The sequence below is a fragment of the Bacillus sp. OTU530 genome (genome assembly GCF_038440375.1).
This window is the reverse complement of sequence record NZ_JASATP010000005.1, coordinates 39,439-58,767: the sequence shown is the minus strand read 5'-3', so window position 1 is coordinate 58,767 and position 19,329 is coordinate 39,439. Positions and strand designations below refer to the sequence as shown.

General features: G+C 37.8%; 14 protein-coding genes and 1 pseudogene. 3 read left to right on the top strand and 12 right to left on the bottom strand.

The window, feature by feature from the left end:
- Window positions 1–70: 70 nt before the first annotated feature.
- Window positions 71–547, bottom strand: a pseudogene (locus tag AAHB12_RS05030) (SNF2-related protein); the annotation flags it as partial.
- A 308-nt stretch (window positions 548–855) separates the two neighbouring features.
- Here AAHB12_RS05030 and AAHB12_RS05025 point away from each other — a divergent pair.
- The 3 genes from AAHB12_RS05025 to AAHB12_RS05015 all read left to right on the top strand — a co-directional run bounded on the left by AAHB12_RS05025 (window position 856) and on the right by AAHB12_RS05015 (window position 3,928).
- The gene (locus AAHB12_RS05025; RefSeq protein ID WP_342044521.1) at window positions 856–2,055 is read left to right on the top strand and encodes an esterase-like activity of phytase family protein; all 1,200 of its coding nucleotides are present in this window, start codon (window positions 856–858) and stop codon (window positions 2,053–2,055) included.
- A gap of 1,149 nt (window positions 2,056–3,204) precedes the next feature.
- Window positions 3,205–3,648 (top strand): hypothetical protein, encoded by a 444-nt coding sequence (locus AAHB12_RS05020; RefSeq protein ID WP_129726045.1) that lies wholly within the window; start codon window positions 3,205–3,207, stop codon window positions 3,646–3,648.
- Between the two features lie 46 nt (window positions 3,649–3,694).
- Window positions 3,695–3,928 carry a hypothetical protein gene (locus tag AAHB12_RS05015; RefSeq protein ID WP_129726044.1) on the top strand — a complete coding sequence of 78 codons (234 nt, stop codon included), beginning with the start codon at window positions 3,695–3,697 and terminating at the stop codon, window positions 3,926–3,928.
- 1,088 nt (window positions 3,929–5,016) lie between these two features.
- Here AAHB12_RS05015 and AAHB12_RS05010 read toward each other — a convergent pair.
- From AAHB12_RS05010 to AAHB12_RS04960, 11 genes are all read right to left on the bottom strand, one after another.
- Entirely contained in the window at window positions 5,017–5,331 is a 315-nt protein-coding gene (locus AAHB12_RS05010; RefSeq protein WP_342044520.1) for a cytochrome o ubiquinol oxidase subunit IV, read from the bottom strand.
- Window positions 5,332–5,943, bottom strand: a complete 612-nt coding sequence (locus AAHB12_RS05005; protein ID WP_129726042.1) for a cytochrome (ubi)quinol oxidase subunit III — start codon at window positions 5,941–5,943, stop codon at window positions 5,332–5,334. It lies immediately after the preceding gene.
- A gap of 6 nt (window positions 5,944–5,949) precedes the next feature.
- Entirely contained in the window at window positions 5,950–7,956 is a 2,007-nt protein-coding gene (locus AAHB12_RS05000; RefSeq protein ID WP_129726041.1) for a cbb3-type cytochrome c oxidase subunit I, read from the bottom strand.
- 18 nt (window positions 7,957–7,974) lie between these two features.
- Window positions 7,975–8,886, bottom strand: coding sequence for a ubiquinol oxidase subunit II (locus AAHB12_RS04995; RefSeq protein WP_246040133.1), 912 nt, complete (start codon window positions 8,884–8,886; stop codon window positions 7,975–7,977).
- A gap of 686 nt (window positions 8,887–9,572) precedes the next feature.
- Complete coding sequence (locus tag AAHB12_RS04990) at window positions 9,573–12,080, bottom strand: OmpL47-type beta-barrel domain-containing protein (protein ID WP_446715517.1); 2,508 nt, start codon at window positions 12,078–12,080, stop codon at window positions 9,573–9,575.
- Window positions 12,081–12,302: 222 nt separating this feature from the next.
- Window positions 12,303–13,889 carry a bifunctional metallophosphatase/5'-nucleotidase gene (locus tag AAHB12_RS04985; RefSeq protein ID WP_342044519.1) on the bottom strand — a complete coding sequence of 529 codons (1,587 nt, stop codon included), beginning with the start codon at window positions 13,887–13,889 and terminating at the stop codon, window positions 12,303–12,305.
- 358 nt (window positions 13,890–14,247) lie between these two features.
- Complete coding sequence (nadE, locus tag AAHB12_RS04980; RefSeq protein WP_342044518.1) at window positions 14,248–15,075, bottom strand: ammonia-dependent NAD(+) synthetase; 828 nt, start codon at window positions 15,073–15,075, stop codon at window positions 14,248–14,250.
- Window positions 15,076–15,153: 78 nt separating this feature from the next.
- The gene (gene nadD / locus AAHB12_RS04975) at window positions 15,154–15,861 is read right to left on the bottom strand and encodes a nicotinate (nicotinamide) nucleotide adenylyltransferase (RefSeq protein ID WP_342044517.1); all 708 of its coding nucleotides are present in this window, start codon (window positions 15,859–15,861) and stop codon (window positions 15,154–15,156) included.
- 48 nt (window positions 15,862–15,909) lie between these two features.
- Entirely contained in the window at window positions 15,910–17,379 is a 1,470-nt protein-coding gene (locus AAHB12_RS04970) for a nicotinate phosphoribosyltransferase (RefSeq protein ID WP_342044516.1), read from the bottom strand.
- A gap of 116 nt (window positions 17,380–17,495) precedes the next feature.
- On the bottom strand, window positions 17,496–18,404 hold the full coding sequence (locus AAHB12_RS04965; RefSeq protein WP_342044515.1) for a hypothetical protein: 909 nt from the start codon (window positions 18,402–18,404) through the stop codon (window positions 17,496–17,498).
- Window positions 18,405–18,522: 118 nt separating this feature from the next.
- Window positions 18,523–19,305 carry an NUDIX hydrolase gene (locus tag AAHB12_RS04960; protein ID WP_342044514.1) on the bottom strand — a complete coding sequence of 261 codons (783 nt, stop codon included), beginning with the start codon at window positions 19,303–19,305 and terminating at the stop codon, window positions 18,523–18,525.
- Between the last annotated feature and the right edge of the window lie 24 nt (window positions 19,306–19,329).

The window sequence follows — 19,329 nt, the reverse complement described above, 5'->3', positions numbered from 1 at the left end:
TGATCTTCAAAGTGAGCGGCCTTCCGCTTCTCCTCTTCATCAAACAAATGATTAAACATATCCGCAGCCTTTGAATCGCTAAATCTCTACCTATGAGCTCAAGCAGTTTCGTAAACTGTGAGAAAATCAACATCTTTCTTCCAGAAAGCTTTGATTCCTCTACAATCTGCATCAGTTGTTCAAATTTCGCTGAGCCTCCTTTATAGCCGTCCACAAACAAGGCTGGGTGACAACAGATCTGTCGTAACCGAGTCAAACCAGCCAGGATTTTAATACGATTTTTTCGGAGTGTATCCTTGTCTAGATGCTTCAACGTATCCTCTCGTAGCTTCGCCAAATAGGCAGCGTACAGCTTCTTCTGATCAGGAAGCAACTCCACCGATTCTATCGACTCGATTTTATCAGGAAGCTCTGATAGTACATCCTCTTTCAACCTACGAAGCAAAAATGGACGGATCCTCCGAGCAATCGTTTCCCTTGGGAGATTACTGTATTCCTTTAACCCTAGGAATAGTTCAGGAAAGACAACGTGAAAAATTGACCACAATCACCATATTTTCATAGTGAAATTCCAGAAGTAATTTTAGGTTGTGCCATTTTGAAATTTACGCCCTCAAATATCATGTCACATACCTATTATCCTGACGAAAATCAGTGGAACCAAGCCATTTCATCAGTTAAACGGTTCTGTCGTTTGTAAATTTTATTAAAATTAAGTAAATATTACCAAAAAACTTCTGTACTAGCTATCTACTATTTTATAATAGGCTATGATTGAATATAACAACGGCAATGATAAATCCACATTGGTTTTGATTAGTTGTTATTTTAAGTATGAGGAAGAGGTGTAGATGGATGAAGTTAACAAAACTTTTAACTGGTGGAACAGTTGCAAATTTATTATTGATTTCCCAGCTTGGCATAGCTTCTGCAGAAACAGTTTCCCCCTCACAGGTTTCTGTAAACGAGTATGAGCACCAAAAGACAATTGTGGAACACCATTCCGTTGGTCATTTATCTTTTATTGGTGAACAACGTATTGCAAATAATGTAATCTTTAATGGTACACCTGTTGGCGGGCTTTCTGGTATCGATTATGATCCACAGACAAAAAAATGGATCATGATTAGTGATGACCGTTCTGATTTAGCTCCAGCCCGTTTTTACACCGGGCAGCTAAATTATGACTCTAGTCATTTCAACTCTGTAAATCTAATAGATGCGACTACATTAAAACAACCCGATGGAACGCCTTACCCTAATCGCAGCCAGTATGCTACTAACCAAAAGGGTGTTGTACCTGACTTTGAATCTATACGCTTTGATCCTAGGACCCACAGCCTTTGGTACACAAGTGAAGGTGATCGTAATCTTGAGCTCGTTCCTCTTATTCACCAGGCACAACAAAACGGGCAATATCTCTCATCCTTTCAAATCCCGGCACAGTTTACTATCGGAGCTAACCATGGATTTCGGAATAATCTTGCGCTTGAAGGGAGTTCGTTTTCGCCAAATGGAGAGTTCTATTTTACATCCATGGAAACCCCGCTTTTCCAGGACGGAAATATTCCAACAGTCGATGCAGGGGGTTACTCACGTATTACAAAATACAATCGACAAGGCCATATCCTCGCTCAATATGCTTACCCTGTTTCCGCTATTCCGGCTAAACCGGGAGAAGGGAAAAGCGCTGATAACGGCGTTTCTGAAATGCTCACCATTAACAATCATGAGTTTTTAATGCTTGAGCGTTCAGGTGTACAAGCTGCAGATGGCAGTTATTCAAACTACATTCGCATCTATAAAGTCGATACGCGTCAGGCTTCAAACATCAGCCAGATGGATTCACTGCTTTCAGGAGATTTTAAACCTGTCTCAAAAGAACTTGTTCTCAATCTTAACACACTTAATTTACCAAAATTAGATAACATTGAAGGCATGACATGGGGACCAAAGCTTGAGAATGGTCATGACAGCCTCGTCCTCATTTCAGACAATAACTTTAATTCAAGCCAAGTCACACAATTCCTTGCATTCGATGTTTATCCTAAATAATTTTTTTGATGGTCAATAATAGCCCTATGGGGATGTCTCGTAGGGCTTCCTTCTTAAGAATCCTACAATGCCCTTAGTTTTTCATCTCATGTTACTCCTTCAGCATGTCAACATCTGTTTAGGTAATAGGTAAAGAGCAACCTGAAAAATCTGTAGTTCCCCTAGTCCAAAACGAATTAAATTGGTGTTAAAAAATTTATGTTTCTTTTTGTCTTTAGTTTTTTAATGGATAAGTTTTCGATATTAATGTATGTCCTCGGTTAAAAAACGTATAAAGCTGCCTGTTTTAATCTTCGGCATTGCAAACGCCTTCATTTAACCTCTAGTAGACGCATAAGCTTTAATAATCCAATTTTCCAGGCCATTCATTTCGTAGGATTCAACGTTTTGCAGCCTTCTATTTCTTCCTTTGCAGTCAGTTCTCTTTATCATTTCACAAAAGATGGATGAACAGTAAGAGTCTATTTATCGAAGAACTATAGAATTTTGGGCATGGGAACGACAAATCCGTTCCTTCGTCTACTAACAAAAATGAGAGGATGGAAATACATGTTAGATTTTCTGATTGGCTTTGTAAGAGGGATTGCAGCGATAGGTCCAATCTGGTTTGTTCTGTTTTTAATTTACTCCAATGTGGGAGAAACGAAAAATTGAATCTATTAGTCGTTCAGAAATATCAACCAGAAAAGCTAAAACGTGTCTTCAATAAAACCTATGCAGACAATTTAAGCCTGACACAATTTGAGATTTACGATGAAAACCCGCGCAGCGGGTGAAGTTCGACGGTTAAACTTTCATCATAACAATATACGCTTTCATTTGAGATGGGATTGCTAAGGTGATCGCATCTTTTTTCTTCATCGTAAAGGTTAGTTGAAGACCGGGAAAGGTGGATTGAAAGTTTGTCTGCCACCCTGCATCCAAAAGTTCAAGGGTATAGGACTTGGTATTTAACATTTCTATATCGAAAAGAGAAATCCAAATTCACAGACAGGATCATTGGGCAACAAAGAAAATGTAATGTGAACTTGTGTTAGTTATGATAATAAAGTTTATGAATGGGAATAATAGAACAGCAATGGATTTATCACTATTATGTCAAGTTTTCCTGATTTTTTATCCTTACTTTTATAAAAAAGGAGCCAAAAGATGAGTAAAAAAATATTGATCACCATTATGGGAACACTACTAACATTAAGTGTTGCGGGTTGTGGAAATACACTAAACAATAATGAACTTAATGCTCAATCGGATTACAAAATGACTTACGCTAAACGATCGCTATCCAGGCCTTTCGCAGATATGTTCTATGGGTTTAGATTGATGGACAAACTTATAGCGAAAGAGGATTATGCTGCAGCAAAGACCCTTTCTCGTAACCTTGACGATGAATTTCACGATGCCATCCTGCCTTCAATCATTGCCAAAAAGAGTAAAACATTTGCCAATGGTATCGATGAAAAATACGATGAGCTAACAGAGGCAATTTCCAAAAAGGATAAATCCCAAATCCACGAGCTGATCGTGTTAAATCGTAATAATCTCAAAGAAATTGCACCTATGTTGGGCGTTTCAGTGTTATCAACCAAATAATGAAGTCTTAACACACATATATCCCAAGCACAATGGAGGAAATAATATGACAAAATGGACTATAAAATTAACGATACTGGAAGTCATTGTGGGAGTTCTTTTCATGTTGTATGAACTTTTTACGGGTCACCCATGGACAATGGACGGAATTCCTTGGACAATGGATGAAAACTTCCATTTTAACGTTGCACTTGGATGTTTTACCGGTGCAGGATTTACCTTCATTTTCGGTGCCATTCTAGGATCTATCCAACATAGAGATTATTCGTACAAAGAATGAGTTCTCTCAATGCTACTATAGAGCTGTTTTTCTAATCTGATTCAGACCTTAAAACTGTTTTTTAGAAGGGGGCGCAAAATGGAGAGTCTTTATTATACAGTTAGCTATTTGGGGTTGTTTGCAGCAGCAGTGGGGTTATCCTCATATATGTATTATAAATTGATGACTGAATAATAAGAACGTACCATTCCCATGGATCCGTTCCTGCATAAAAAAGGGCTTTGTCAGATTTTTCAACAAAGCCCTTAATAGTTTGGCTTATTCCCCTGTTTATAGATAAGCAGTGAAGAATTGTCGTAAGCTGCCTCAAATTTCGTATAACATGAAAAATTGTTGTATTTGACCTCAAAATGGTAGTACATCACGAAAAAATGTCGAAAGTCCACCAATAATTGTCGTAAAGTTCGCGTTTGAATAGAAATAATGTGTACCATTCATTCTTTCATCGATTTTTTAAAAATAATAGTGGATAAAATAAAAGTCACACCAAATAAACCAAGAATAATAAAAAGTCCGTAATTCATCTTGTCCTCCTTTTTAGTGATCGTATTGTTTTTTAATTTTCCGTCTACGAAATTCCAATTACCAGAGTTGAAAACACCCCTAATATATAGAAAAAAGAGCAAATAAACATCCGTTTTTCCCAAAAAACTAAATGATCCTCCTCTTGCCACATTCTCAAGTGCAACATAAGAGAACGCTGTTAAACATGATGGCACTGGCAAGGTAAATGGTATTAAAATTCCCATTTATGTAAAGGACGATGGAACAAACAAATAAAAGTATCATATAAATAAGACTTTAAATTTGGGTTTCACGGGGGCCTATAATTACCGGCATCATCGGAATGCCTGCCTTTGTATATTCACCCTTCTTGTATAAGGCAAGCGCCTAGGGAAATAAAACCTAGCATAAATAAGATTCTAGGTTTCATCACTTCTATATACAAAGAAATGGTTTGAGCCAAGCGACTTAATAAAGATGGCGAATCCCGATTAATTTTCGGGATAACTGCCATAGACCCCCCACTCCCTCGTGTTTACCTTCCATGACCCATCGTGGGTTTACTTCGTTGGGACGTCCAGATTCTATTGAACCACATAGTTAAATGCCATAATCCATATGGAACCAAGGATGACTGTTACAGCGAAAACCAAACCTAAAATTAATGCCATTACATTGTATCTTGGTCCGTCTCCCTCACGAATATGCATAAAGAAGAATAGCTGAAGGGCAAATTGCAAAATAGCAGCAATCAAGATACTAACCGTCAGCAGTTTTTTGGCCATCATATGATTCAATACAAGAATAAGTGGAATGATTGTCAGAATAATTGATAAAATGAAACCGATGATGTATGACTTCATGGCCCCAGTATGTTCAGTATGTTCGTGATTTGCCATTTACATCACCCCCATTAAGTAGACAACAGTAAAGATGAAGATCCAAACGGCGTCCAAAAAGTGCCAGTACAAACTAATAATCGAGATTTTACCTTTAGTCACTGTTGTAATGCCTCTTTGGGCAAGCTGTATTATCAAACCAATCATCCACATAATACCGAACGAAACGTGCGCCCCGTGCAGTCCTACAAGACTGAAGAACGAAGTAAGAAACGCACTCCTAGAAATGGAAGCCCCTTCATGAACCATGTTTGTAAACTCATTGATTTCAAGCGCGATGAATGCAGCACCTAAAAGAACCGTTAGTATTAACCAGCCAATCAGGGAATTTTTCTTTCCTTTGTGCATGGCCAACACTGCTAATCCACTCGTAAAGGAACTAATTAAAAGAATGAAGGTTTCAAGGATAAACCCAGTAACATCAAAATCATGAGCCGTAAATCCGCCATCTGTATGTTCGTGTAACACAGCATAAGCAGCGAAAAATGTAGAAAACAAGAGACAGTCGGTTACAAGAAAAATCCAAAACCCTAAAGTTTTCAATTGCCCCTGGTCTACATGACCATGATCATGACCATGGCCAGAGGCTTGCGCAGAAACACTTTGTGACACTACTTACTACCTCCCTAATGTTTCTTCCATTGATGTTTTTTGAATTGCAGGGGAATGCTTCCTTAAAGCTTTTTCCGTTCGTTCAATTTCATCCACTGGAATGTAATAATCCGTATCATATTGGAAAGAACGTGCGTATAGTGTTAACGCAACACCAATTAATCCGGCAAAGCCCATCCAATACCATTCGAACGTAAATCCAAATCCAACTATAAAGAAGAAGCACGACATGATAAAAGCGATACCTGAATTTTTCGGCATATGAATAGGTTCATATTGTGGAGTTTCTTGTTTATATCCTTCTTGTTGCATTTCTTGCTTCTTGTACCACCAAGAGTCACGACCTTTTACTTCTGGGATGATGGCAAAATTGTATAGCGGCGCTGGAGAAGGAATCGACCATTCTAATGTTCGACCATCCCAAGGATCACCTGTGACATCACGTTTACCATGTTGAATGCTGTAAAGGATTTGCCAAACTTGGATGACGAATGCAATTCCCATTACGAACGCACCAATGGAAGAAATCAAGTTGAGCGGAGCCCAGCCCATATCCCAGCCCTCGGTTTGATTATAAATATAAACACGCCGTGTCATACCCATAAACCCAAGAGCATATTGAGGCATAAAGCAAACATAGAAACCAATTTGCCATAACCAAAAGCCCCATTTTCCGAGGGTATAATTTAATTCAAAACCAAAAATTTTTGGGAACCAATAATACATACCCGCCAGATAGCCGAACACGACACCACCGATTAACACTTGGTGAAAGTGGGCAATTAGGAAATAGCTATTATGGTATTGATAGTCTGCTGGTGCTGCTGCAAGCATGACACCAGTTGCACCACCAATGGCAAAGGTTGGAACAAACGCTAAAAACCAAAGCAATGGCTCCGAAATCTCGATACGTCCGCGATACATCGTAAACAGCCAGTTGAAAACTTTAACACCAGTTGGAATTGCGATAATCATTGTACAAATGGCAAATGTAATATTCACATCAATACCGGCACCCATTGTAAAGAAATGATGAACCCATGTATAGTAGGAAACGACGGCAATCGCAATCATGGAATAGACCATCGAATTGTATCCAAAGGTTCGTTTTCTAGAGAAGGTTGCCACTATTTCAGAGAATACTCCGAACGCAGGTAAGACAACGATGTACACTTCAGGATGACCCCACATCCAAATCAGGTTGACATACATCATTGGATTCCCCCCATTGGTCATGGTGAAGAAATGTCCATCAAGTAAACGATCGACTGTTAACATGAATAATGTACCAGTCAGAATAGGGAATGCCCCTAAAATGGCAATGGATGCTGCTAAAACAGACCATGTAAACAAAGGCATATCTTTTAAGCGCATGGATGGTGTACGCATTTTTAGAATGGTAACAGCAAAATTGATTCCGGTAGCCAAACTTCCGATACCGGAAATTTGAACACCCCAAATCCAGAAGTTCTGACCAGGCCCCGGGCTAAAGGTTGGTTCAGATAAAGGCGGGTAAGATAACCACCCTGAACTTGCAGACCCGCCAATCACGAAAGAAATATTAAAAAGCATGGCTCCAATGAAGAACAGCCAAAAACTAATGGCATTTAGTAATGGGTAGGCAACATCACGAGCACCAATTTGCAACGGTACAACGATATTAAACAAGGCAAACATAAAAGGCATTGCCATAAATAAAATCATAATGGTTCCATGGGTGGTGAAAATTTCATTATAGTGATCAGAAGCTAAAAAATGACTATTTGGAACCGCAAGCTGTATACGCATAAGTATCGCATCCACCCCGCCGCGGAAGAGCATAAGCAAAGCAGCTAATAAATACATAATCCCGATCTTTTTATGGTCAACTGTTGTAAGCCATTCTCTCCATAGCCAGCCCCATCTTTTTAGCCTGGTGAGAGAGACGATAATAGCTACCATTGCCAAAGCAATGGAAACGTCTGCACCATATATCATTGGATCGCCTGTAACAAAAAAATGCGAAGTATTCATGAAATAGTTTCCTCCTGTTTAAGGATGAGTATGAGTTTTTTGCATTGGCACATCCTCACCCATATGGTGTTGATGATGGAAATAGGTTCCACCATTTTTATTTACGATGTCTTCAAATAAATGCTCAGGATAGGAAGAAAAGCTTAATTCTTTAACAGTATTTGGTCTAACCAAATCCTCATATCCGTCCCTTGTCAGAGCAGGTGAGTTTTTCCTGAGACGAGCGACCCATTTATTGAAATCAGCTTGACTTACCGCTCTTACTCTAAATTTCATATGTGCAAATCCTGTTCCGGTAAAGTTAGCACCGGAACCATAATAATTTCCTGTTTTATTGGCCTGAAGCCACATCCCCATCGCCATGCCAGGCATGGTGTATTCCTGACCTGCTAACTGCGGTACCCAGAATGAATTCATGGGCGCATCAGCGGTTAAGACAAATTGAATGGGAACCCCAGCGGGAATTTCCGCATAGTTGACAGTGGCGACCTTTTGGCCGGGATACGTAAACAGCCATTTCCAATCCAATGAAGTCACTTGAACAACAACAGGTGTAACATCCTTTACAGGAGGCTTTGATACATCAATCGCTGTTCTTGCTGTGTAAAACCCTAGAATCGCTACAATAACAATAGGAATTCCCCACCAAATCACCTCGAGCACTTTGCTATCATCCCATTCAGGCTCATAAGGTGCATTGTTTCCAGGCCTATTGCGATAACGAACTACGATATAAACAGATATTGCCAAAACAGGAATAATAACAACTGCACATAAGATGGTAGAAATAATAATTAAACGCATCTCTTCATGAGCGACCGGTCCTTTTGGATCAAGTACAATATACTTACTACGGTCACAACTAGATAAAAGCATCACACCCAATAAACCCAAAATAGAAGTTTTACTATACCGAATCCATTTTCTCACTTCAAAATTCCCCTTCGTTTTATTTATGGAGTTCTTGAACATAAACCTTTTTGATTACCAGTTAATATAGTATCCAACTTCTTTGGTATAATTCCAAAACATGGAGTGCTAACAAAATTTATGTAAATACTCCAGAGGGGGTTTTTTATGTGGGCCTTACATAACCTTGGAATTAGCATAGATAGAGTACGTTTTTTGAGGAGGGGGAATGTGTTGATTAAGATTTTTAAAAAATTTTGGGACAATAGAAGAAACATTCATGGGAAAATCTGGATTTGTTCCTGATAATACAAACATAAAAAACCAAGCCGAACCCTTAATCTCTTTTTTAACAATGACCAACAACCTTATTTTACTAAAACTTCCTGCTCCCTTATCTTACTGTTACCAAGGACTGCAACGTGCCTGAAAACTAACCTTTGTTGCTGCTTAATGCTAATCTCCCACAATTGAAAAAGCTAAGCATCAGGCACCTTTACTAATCCTCTGCTTAGCCATCTTTTTACTCCGATGTTGCTCGGTCAACATGTCAACACCTGTTTGGGTAATAAGTAAAACACAACCTAGAAAATCCAACTTTCTTCCATATAAAAAGCCTATATGGCTCAAGCACTTGCCACATAGACTGCTCCATTTGTATAGTTGCTGCATGATGAAACCCGAGGGTTTCATCATTTTCTCTAAACTTAATTTAGTTGGATATACTCTAGATCATCAAGTAATAGCTCAGCAAAATCTCCATCGATTTGCTTGCCTTTTTGTTTGTTTACTTCCTGTATAATTTTTTCAAGCTTCTGCTGTTGGTCCTTATCTTTTGCCTTTAGAGCGTTTTCCACCTTAGACTGCAGACTTTGAGCTATTCCGTGATTCGCAAACCAATCATTCGTTTCACCTATTGAAATCAAGTCTGATAGGTGATCTAAATCGATTTTGCACGTTAAGGTAACCGTCTTTGTCTCCTGATTTCCAGCGTAGTCAACCGCTTTAACCATCAAAGTATGGTTACCTGTTGTTAAAGCAAGTGGATTAATAGATTCAATGGAAGCTAATTCTTGATTATCAAGTTTGAAGCTAATAGATTGAACTCCACTAAGTGTATCGGTACCTGTGGCGGTGAACGTTACATTCTCATCAGTTTGATAGAAGTCAGTAGAACCTGAAACTTGAATCACAGGAGCTGTTTGATCAATCCAAACTTGAATCGATTGAGGTGCTTCCCCATTACCATACTTGTCAATAGAGCGGAATTCAACCATATTTTTCCCATCTTCTGAAAGCACCACATTACCTGACGCAACTGTCCATTCACCGTTATTGATACGGTATTCTGTTCGGTCTACCCCTACTCCAAATGGGTTGTCTGTTGCTTGGAAGGAAAGGTTTACATCTTTTTGGTTATAGTGATTTTCTCCAGAAACACCATCTACTACGACAGTTGTTGTTGGTGCTGTATCATCATAAATTTCAACTGGAACGGCACCAATTTTTACAGATTCCGTTATAGCATTATCAGAACCTAATTTTAATCGAAGACTTGCATCGCCTGAAATCGTTGGATTAATTTTTACTGTCAATTCCTTTGATGCATGTCCAAAAATATCGGCTGTCACTGAAAATTGTTGACTATAGTTGTAGCTTGATGGCCATGTACCGTCTTCATTTTGGAACATTGCTACTTGCTGACCACCACTAACATACATTCCAATTTTTAAACCGGAAACGGTAGCATTCGGATCTAGGTTGTTTAGCTCTACACGAATCTTAAATTCAGATTGGTTTGGCAATGTTGATTGATGTACAAGCTTGTATTCAATTTGTTTTGGAGCTTCTTTGGATGAACCGTAAGAACCTGCTGCATAAGTTGTAGGGTCATACCATTTGTAACCAGCTGCTGGAGCCGCCCATGGTTCAGTTTGTGGTTCTGTTGAAGTTTCCGGGTTTTCCATAGCTAGAGTTTGTGTTGGCTGATCTAACTGTAATCCCTGAACTTGACTAAAACTTGTATATGTTTCATGGTTAGCTAACCATTCTACTGTTTGAACTAAGAAGGTTGCATCGTTTGCTTCACCTTTAAATCCATCATAGGTTGTTTTCTTCGAACCATTTTCTTCACGTAAATATTTAGGTGTTGAATCCTCGACAGGTGAGGAGTCACCGATAAACGCAGCTTTTCCTGCTCCTACTTTGGAAATCGCTGCAAATGGTCCTTCTGCACGGCCACCCCCGTTATAAACGGCTTGGTCAACAGCGAAGCCCCAACCCTCTACATTTGTTGGAACGTACACAAGTCCCTTTGCTTTCGTTGGATCTACAATGGCTAGTGTTGAACCGGCATGCATGGCAACAGATGCCACATCCTTTGTAATACCAAATGATTGGTCAGAAGTGACAACATCTGTTAAATTGTCCACATCTCCAAGAGCATTGTAACGGAAACGAATCCCAAAGTTGTCAGCTAACCAGTTGGAACTTTGTACACCTTGCATGGCAGGTGAAGCTGCTTCTTCAGCTGTCATTCCTTTTGCAGGGTTGTCCCAAGCACCACGTCGGTAACCATTCATAACCTCTGACGCATCCCAACGGTTTTTGTTACGGTCCGCATTATAGTGATCTGCAATGAAGAAAATACTTCCACCATTTTGTACATATTGAAGCATTGCTTCTTGTTCTGATTTTTTATATGGAATATTGGCCTCTCCAATAATGAACACATCATAATCCTTTAACTTATCAAAGGTTACCGCTTGCTCACCGTAAGTGAATGGAATCGTTCTTTCTAATTGGTCGACAGTGAAATGATCTGCTCTTAAAGCATCGGCAAAATCTGAGAATCCGCCATCGATTACCCAGTCAGCAGCTCCCGCTGTTTGACCATGGGTGTTGTCGAATAAGGCTTTTTTGCCTGTACCACCTGGAAGATCTGTGCTTGGAGTCTGCGTTTGACCTTCCTTTGTATAACCATTTGCAATAGCGTCTGCTTCCGTATTGAAGAAAATACGCTTTTCAACTGGGACAGATGCCCACTCTTCTTTGTCTACATATTTCTTTGTATCAGAGTTTCCAACTGGACGAGTCAGGGATCCATCAGCATTTGCTGCTGATGCAGCATTGGGAATGAAACTCATAAAATTAGAAATTACGACAATAAATGCTAGAATAATACCTAAAGCTTTTCTCTGATTCCTTTTCTTCAATTGAAGAACCTCCTAATACTTTTTTTAAAATGGTAATTCACTAGATTTCAAATCCTGTTCCTCCTTATTTTTAATCTTGGTAAGCCCTGCTTTTTTAAGATACCAATAAACGACAATCCTCCCATAGGTATTTTATATATTTTTACAAATTTTTACACAAATTTATTAAAAATATATAAAAAAGTGAGGGAAACGTTTTACATCGTTTCCCTCACTTATGATTTACCAGATAACTTTCCAATTATGATTACAACTTGCCTCCACAGTTTTTCTTTTTATAAAATAATCAGCTAGAAGCTCTGTCATATCTGTCTGAATTTCTGTTATGACCGGTTTGTCTTTGAACATTTCAAAGTCTCCTCCACCACCGGCCCTGTAATTATTCATCACCACATCATACTGTTCAGGAAGACTGAGCGGCTTGCCATTGCGAGTCAGTTTTTCCACTCGGGACCCAACCGGTTTCGAAATGTTTAATTCGTATTCAATTCCTTCCCACATGTCATAGTTATAATGTTGAGGTTTCGGCTCAACAAATGTAGGATTTACCTTAATTTGTTTATTTTTATCTAAAATAAAATAGGTAGCACATTTTTCCAATGCATCTTTGATATCCTGACCAGAAATTCGGATGACTTTCAATGTATTAGGATAAATATAATTTGACACAATATCTCGCATCGTTATATGTTTAGCAAAACCTGGAGATTCATTGTGAAATAGAGCGGTGTTCGATATGTCCACTCCAGTTGCATCCATTTGAACTTTATTGATGAATTCAATTAGCGGATGGTCAGCGAGTCTAACACTAAAGGCATTTGCAATTGACATATCTCCCGCAATTTCACCGATTGGCTGATCTAGCCATTCCTGCGTTAGTTTCTCAAACTCTTCAGCTAATTGGAGGACTTCTCTTTTGGCTGTTGTTTTATTTTCTACTTTCAATAACTCAGGCGTTTTACTTACCACTTGCCACTTTCCATTTTGATGTTCAAATTGAACTTTAACTTTTCCCAAAGCATGGCCATTAAAACTAGGCTGAATGACTGTGACTCCATTCAGGCTGGAAGAAATCTCCCGGTGCTGATGCCCGGTTAACAATACATCAATCCCTTCAATTTCATGACAGATTCGATAGCCTTGATTTTCCCCAGTTAATGATTCTGTAGGCTCCCCTGAAGAAAGATCTCTTTCAAAACCCCCATGATAGGAAACCACTAATAAATCAAAGTTTTCATTTTCTTGGATGTACTTAACCCATTTTTTCGTAGTTTCGAAAGCATCCTCAAACTTTAATCCTTTGATATGACTTGGATTCTCCCAGTTTGGGATGTAGTGTGTCGTTACACCCAATACAGCAATTCGAAGCCCATTGGAAAATTCCTTTATGAAATATGTGTGACCGAAAGCAGGCTGATGTTTTTCCTCTTCGATAATATTTGCAGAAAGCCATGGGAAACTAGATTCGTTTATCGATTTTCTTAGCAAACTCATTCCATAATTAAATTCATGGTTTCCAATGACCGCCGCATCATATTGTAAGAGATTTAAAATACTGATCATTGGATTTTTTTTCTTAGGAAGCAATTTTGCAAAATGATAAGTTAATGGAGTCCCTTGCATCACGTCCCCATTATCGATAAGCAGTGTATAATCGGCATTATTTTTCTCGTGGTCTATGAGGGTTGCAATTTTTGCTATACCCAAGTTCATTTCCTTACTAGTCCCATAATTGATTGGGTAAACATTCCCATGAATATCACTAGTTTCTAGAATGACCAATTCACACTGGTCAGTTAGCTTGTTCATTTTTCAACCACCTTTTCCTCTAAGGATCAGTGTTTATTATATCTTTTACGTCTGAAAAATAACAATAAATTACAAATTTAGAAAAACATTTACAATACCTTCACAAAAAGGTGACTATTTTTTGTTATACTTTCTCTTGCACAACCAAACTATCATTTTTACGGGGGTTACCTTGATCGACCTTATCTCCGGTTACTTAAGAAAGAGAATTATTTAACACTTATTAATACCAAAGGTAATCAAAGTGCTAAAAAATAAATTTAAGCGCATAGCACACGTTTTTTCATTTGTGAAAAAACGTGTGCTATTTTTATTGTAGAAAGAAAACAGAGGAAGACTATATCTCCCTCTGTCAAGTTTATTCTCCCAGTACATCAAAAACAGTAACTGGTCCTTTTCTCTTATGTTCCGTATTTAAGAATAATTTTTCGATTCTCTGCTTACTTTTCTCCTTTACTTCTTTTCCCTCCAAGTAATCATCAATTTCGTCATATGTGACTTGTAATGCTACTTCGTCCGGTAATTGCGGCTTATCATCTTCTAAATCCGCTGTTGGAGTTTTCAAGTATAAATGTTCTGGGCAACCCAACTCCTTTAGCAGCATTTTTCCTTGTCTCTTATTGAGTCTGAAGATTGGAACTACGTCCGCTGCTCCATCACCGTGCTTCGTAAAGAATCCCACTAAAGCTTCCGCAGAATGGTCCGTTCCTAATACTAATCCGTTTTTTGCACCTGCAATGCTGTATTGCACCTTCATTCGTTCCCTTGCTTTCTCATTTCCTTTTAAGAAATTCGTTAACTCAATACCAGCTTCTTTTAAAGAATTTACACTAGCATCCACAGCGGGTTTGATATTCACAGTAATTACTTCGTCAGGCTGAATAAACTGAATTGCATCTTGGCAGTCACTTTCATCCTTCTGAACACCATAAGGAAGTCGTACAGCGATAAAAGAATATACCTTTTCGCCTAGCTCCTCGTTAAGCTCATTTACAGCCATCTGAGCAACTTTAGCTGTTAAAGTAGAATCCTGTCCACCAGAAATTCCTAACACAAGAACCTTAATAGCCGGATGCTTTCTTAAATAATTTTTTAAAGCCTCCACACTTCTACGAATTTCTTTTTTTACATCAATAACCGGTTGTACTTTTAGTTCCTCAATAATTTGCTGTTGTAATGTTTTCATAATAAATTACCTCCATATTGTAATTAAAATAGTTTATAGTTTAATTCATTTGCTTACGTAGTTACTTTCAAATAACCCCTAACGTTTTATTTCTTTATATAATCCATGTTCTTTGATGTATTCATAACAAGCATCTGGTAACAAAGAATCAGCTTCTCCTCCAGAAGCAATCTCCTCGCGAATGTAAGTAGAGCTTATTTCCATGACTATCCCTTTATCCATTAAATGAAATCGACCATCATCATAGTTCCTTAGCAGAGGAGACTCTGCTATTGTTTCCGTCATGTTAATACCTTTTCTTCCCATTACGATGAATTGATTATGTTTTATCAATTCTTCATCCATCGTCCATTTTCCATCTTTAATGTCTACTAAAAGGTCTGCACCCATAATAAAAAACAACTCAGCTTTAGGAAACACCTTTTTAAAATGTTCCATTGTGTAGTAGGTATATTGTCTTTCAGGACGGACATTCATTTCATAGGTATCTAAAATTAATTTCTTCTTATTAACAATCGCTAATTTAACCATTTCTTCTCGATGCTTATCTTGCGTTTGAAGAACCTTATCTCTCCGAGCCTCTCCAATTGAAGGCAGTAAGATAACAAAATCTAACTTCTTTCGATGTGCTACCGTAGCAGCCACCCACAGATGAGCATGAGTAATTGGGTCAAAGGAAGAACCATAGAACCCAATTCTCACACCCTCCTTAAACAAATCTTCAATATTCTTATTTGGATTTAATGAACGATAATACTCCACCATTTTTTCTTGAGAATTTGCCATCAAAATGCACCTCGTTTCTATAAAATTAACCATGTCTTTTCTGTATTTTTATCGACCTAACTTTGCTGCCAACTTTTCTTTAACTTCCTGGAGTTGCTTCATTTTGTTATCCCAGCATTTTTGGCTTAAATCAACCGGATATTCTTCCGGATTCATATCTCGCTTATATTCATCCCACAAAAGTTTTAAATTATCTTTTACGTATTGTTGCATTTCCTGAATTGTCGGTAACTCATACACAAGTTCACCGCCCACAAAAATATCGTGGTGCAACTCTCTTGCCTCGAAGTTAGTAACAAATTTTGAAATAAACGTATGAACAGGATGAAACATTTTCAGCTTTTCTTCTTCTTGAGGGTTTTCATCCTCTAATGTGATATAATCCCCTTCAGAACGTTGATTTGTAAGATTGATAATGCGATAAATTTTCTTTAAACCGGGAGTAGACACTTTTTCGGGGTTTGCAGAAATCTTCACAGTGTCGATAAGCTCTCCGTTATCATCTTCAATTTTTACAAGCTTAAACACAGCGCCAAGAGCAGGTTGGTCAAATGCCGTGATTACCTTTGTTCCTACGCCCCACACATCAATTTTTGCTCCTTGTGCTTTCAAATGACTAATTGTGTATTCATCCAAATCATTAGAAGCCACAATCTTCGTTTCTTTAAATCCTGCTTTATCTAGCATTTTTCGTGTTTCTTTAGATAAATAAGCTAAGTCTCCGCTATCTAATCGAATTCCTTTAAAATTGATATCCTTTCCTAATTCCTTCGCCACTTTAATTGCTGTTGGAACACCAGATTTTAATGTATCATAGGTATCTACCAGAAACGTGCAATCTTTATGTCTACGAGCATATTTGTGAAATGCTTTGTACTCATCTCTATATGCTTGAACCAGTGAATGGGCATGTGTTCCAGCAACCGGAATACCGAACTTTTTACCCGCCCTAACATTACTTGTAGCATCAAAGCCTGCAATATACGCAGCTCTTGTACCCCAAATTGCTGCATCAAACTCATGCGCACGTCTTGTTCCGAATTCCATAACGGTTTGCTCTCCTGCTGCCCTCTTAATTCTCGCGGCTTTTGTTGCAATTAATGTTTGATAATTGACAATATTAAGAAACGCCGTTTCTACCAATTGCCCTTCTGCCAAAGGCGCATCTACTTGAAGGATTGCTTCATTTCCAAAAACTAATTCTCCTTCTTTCATTGCTCTGATTTTCCCAGTGAAGCGTATTGTTTTCAGATACTCTAAAAAGTCATCAGAGTATCCTAATTCATTTCTCAAATATTCGATATCACTTTCTGTAAATCTATACCCCTTAATAAACTCAATAATTTTTTCTAATCCTGCAAAAACTGCAAACCCATTCCCAAACGGAAGTTTGCGGAAGTATAATTCAAACACTGCACGTCTATTGTGCATGTTATCTTCCCAATATGTTTCAGCCATGTTAATTTGATATAAATCCGTGTGTAGTGCAAAACTATCATCCATATATTTTTGATTCATTTTCATTTCCTCCAATGTTTAAAATACAATATCAATACCAGTTGGTGTTCATGCAAACCTAATACTGTAAACATCATGGCCGGTATAGAATGTTAGTTTTAATGACTTTTATCTAATCAAATCAAAGATAAATCCGTGGAATTTACTATATTTACACCGTATCTGTCTTTTAATTCTTTGAATGCTTTTTCTGTCATTTCTTCATAACCAGGTATTGGGCTCATACAATCATCTAATAGATAAATTCTTGCCAGTATATCTCGATTATTTGCGTAATATTCTACTATCTGTCTAACAGATTCTAATACGCAGTGAGACTTAGCCTCTCCTGCAACAATAATTTTGTCGTACAACTTTAATGATTCTAAAAATTCATCGTTGCAGTATTCATGTTGAGAATATTCCGGCTTAATAATCCCATACATTTCACTTAATGGGTCTTGACCCTTTACCATCTTTTTAATAGCAGACTTTCGAGCGATAGAATGGAAATGAATGATATTTGAAAATTGCCCTTCCAAAGCCGCTCCATCTGTACCTTCAATACAATGATAAGTCCAAATACATAATTGCTTTTTACCTAACTTGTCCAAATTACGAATATAATGTAAACTTTCTTCTTGTTTATCTACTGCTACCCACTTTCCTGACTCAACATCTTCTTTTGTTATGATGGTGAACGGTTTTGGATGCTCTCCGTTTTTATCAATCCACCAACTTGGATGAAAGATTTGCTGTAGTTGATGAGTATCTAAAGAAACAACTATGGTGGTAATTTTCTCTAAGTTGTTGTGAATGAACTTTGCTACGTTCTTGATGTCTTTATGGGAATTAGGAACAGCTAATTCTCCTTGTTCCATAAAATCATTTTGAAAGTCGATACCGATGAACATCACTTTTTCGACATCTTCAATAGAAGGAATCAAATTCTCTGAATGAGCAAGAATTAATAAATCATTCAGTTTTCTCGTATTAACACCACCGATTGCATGCAAATCAACAATTTCTTCAAACTTTGTTTTCATCTTCAACACTCTCCTATTATATAAAGTTTAATTGTTAATTGTACTTTTTACAGTTATTTATTTTAAAAAATTGCGGTATCTTTTATCCCTAGATACCTTTACATTTTATTTAAAACGTTTAAAAGTATAACGAAGCTAGTTCTGACTCTTCATCATCTACGAATCGGTACAGATTAGCCGGTCTTTTAGAATTTCTTTGTGTTTTCTTATCTTTATTCTCTACTTTTTTAATGAACGGAAGATTCTTTATCTTTTTAAAGAAGTTTTCCGAAGCAATGCTTTTATGATAATAAACGGCTAACAAGACCTTTTGTAGTTCTGACACCGAAAATTCTTCCGGTAAAAATTCCTTTGCCACATTCGTTTGCATCATATCTCGTTTTATAACAGCTAAAGCATCCTGAATAATCTTTCGGTGGTCAAATGCTAGTTCTAAGGCAAAAGCCTCTTCCATGGTAAACAACTCTACTTCTGCTGCATCATCAGCTGCTTTTCGATTCTCCAAATGAAATTCAGGAACAATAGCGTAATGAGCATTAGAAATGATCCAACCTCTTTTATCCCTTCCTGGTTCATCATAAGTTCCAAATTGCTGTAAATGAATACCGTTTACGCCTGTCTCTTCTTCCAATTCTCTTTTGGCAGTCATAAAAGCTGATTCATTTGGTTGAACGAATCCTCCAGGCAAAGCCCATTTTCCTGCCTCAATGTTAGGTTCACCTTCTGCATCTAATAATGCACGTTGAATTAGCATGATTTTAAGAACTTTTTCATCATTGTCCTCATCTGGAACAATGGTAAAAACCGCTATATCAGCTGTATACCCTTTTGGAGTTACATACTTTCTTGAATCTGAATCGTAATTTTTTAATACTTCTTCTTCTGTTTGATACTTTCCCATTTACTACATTCCCTTCTTTATCTC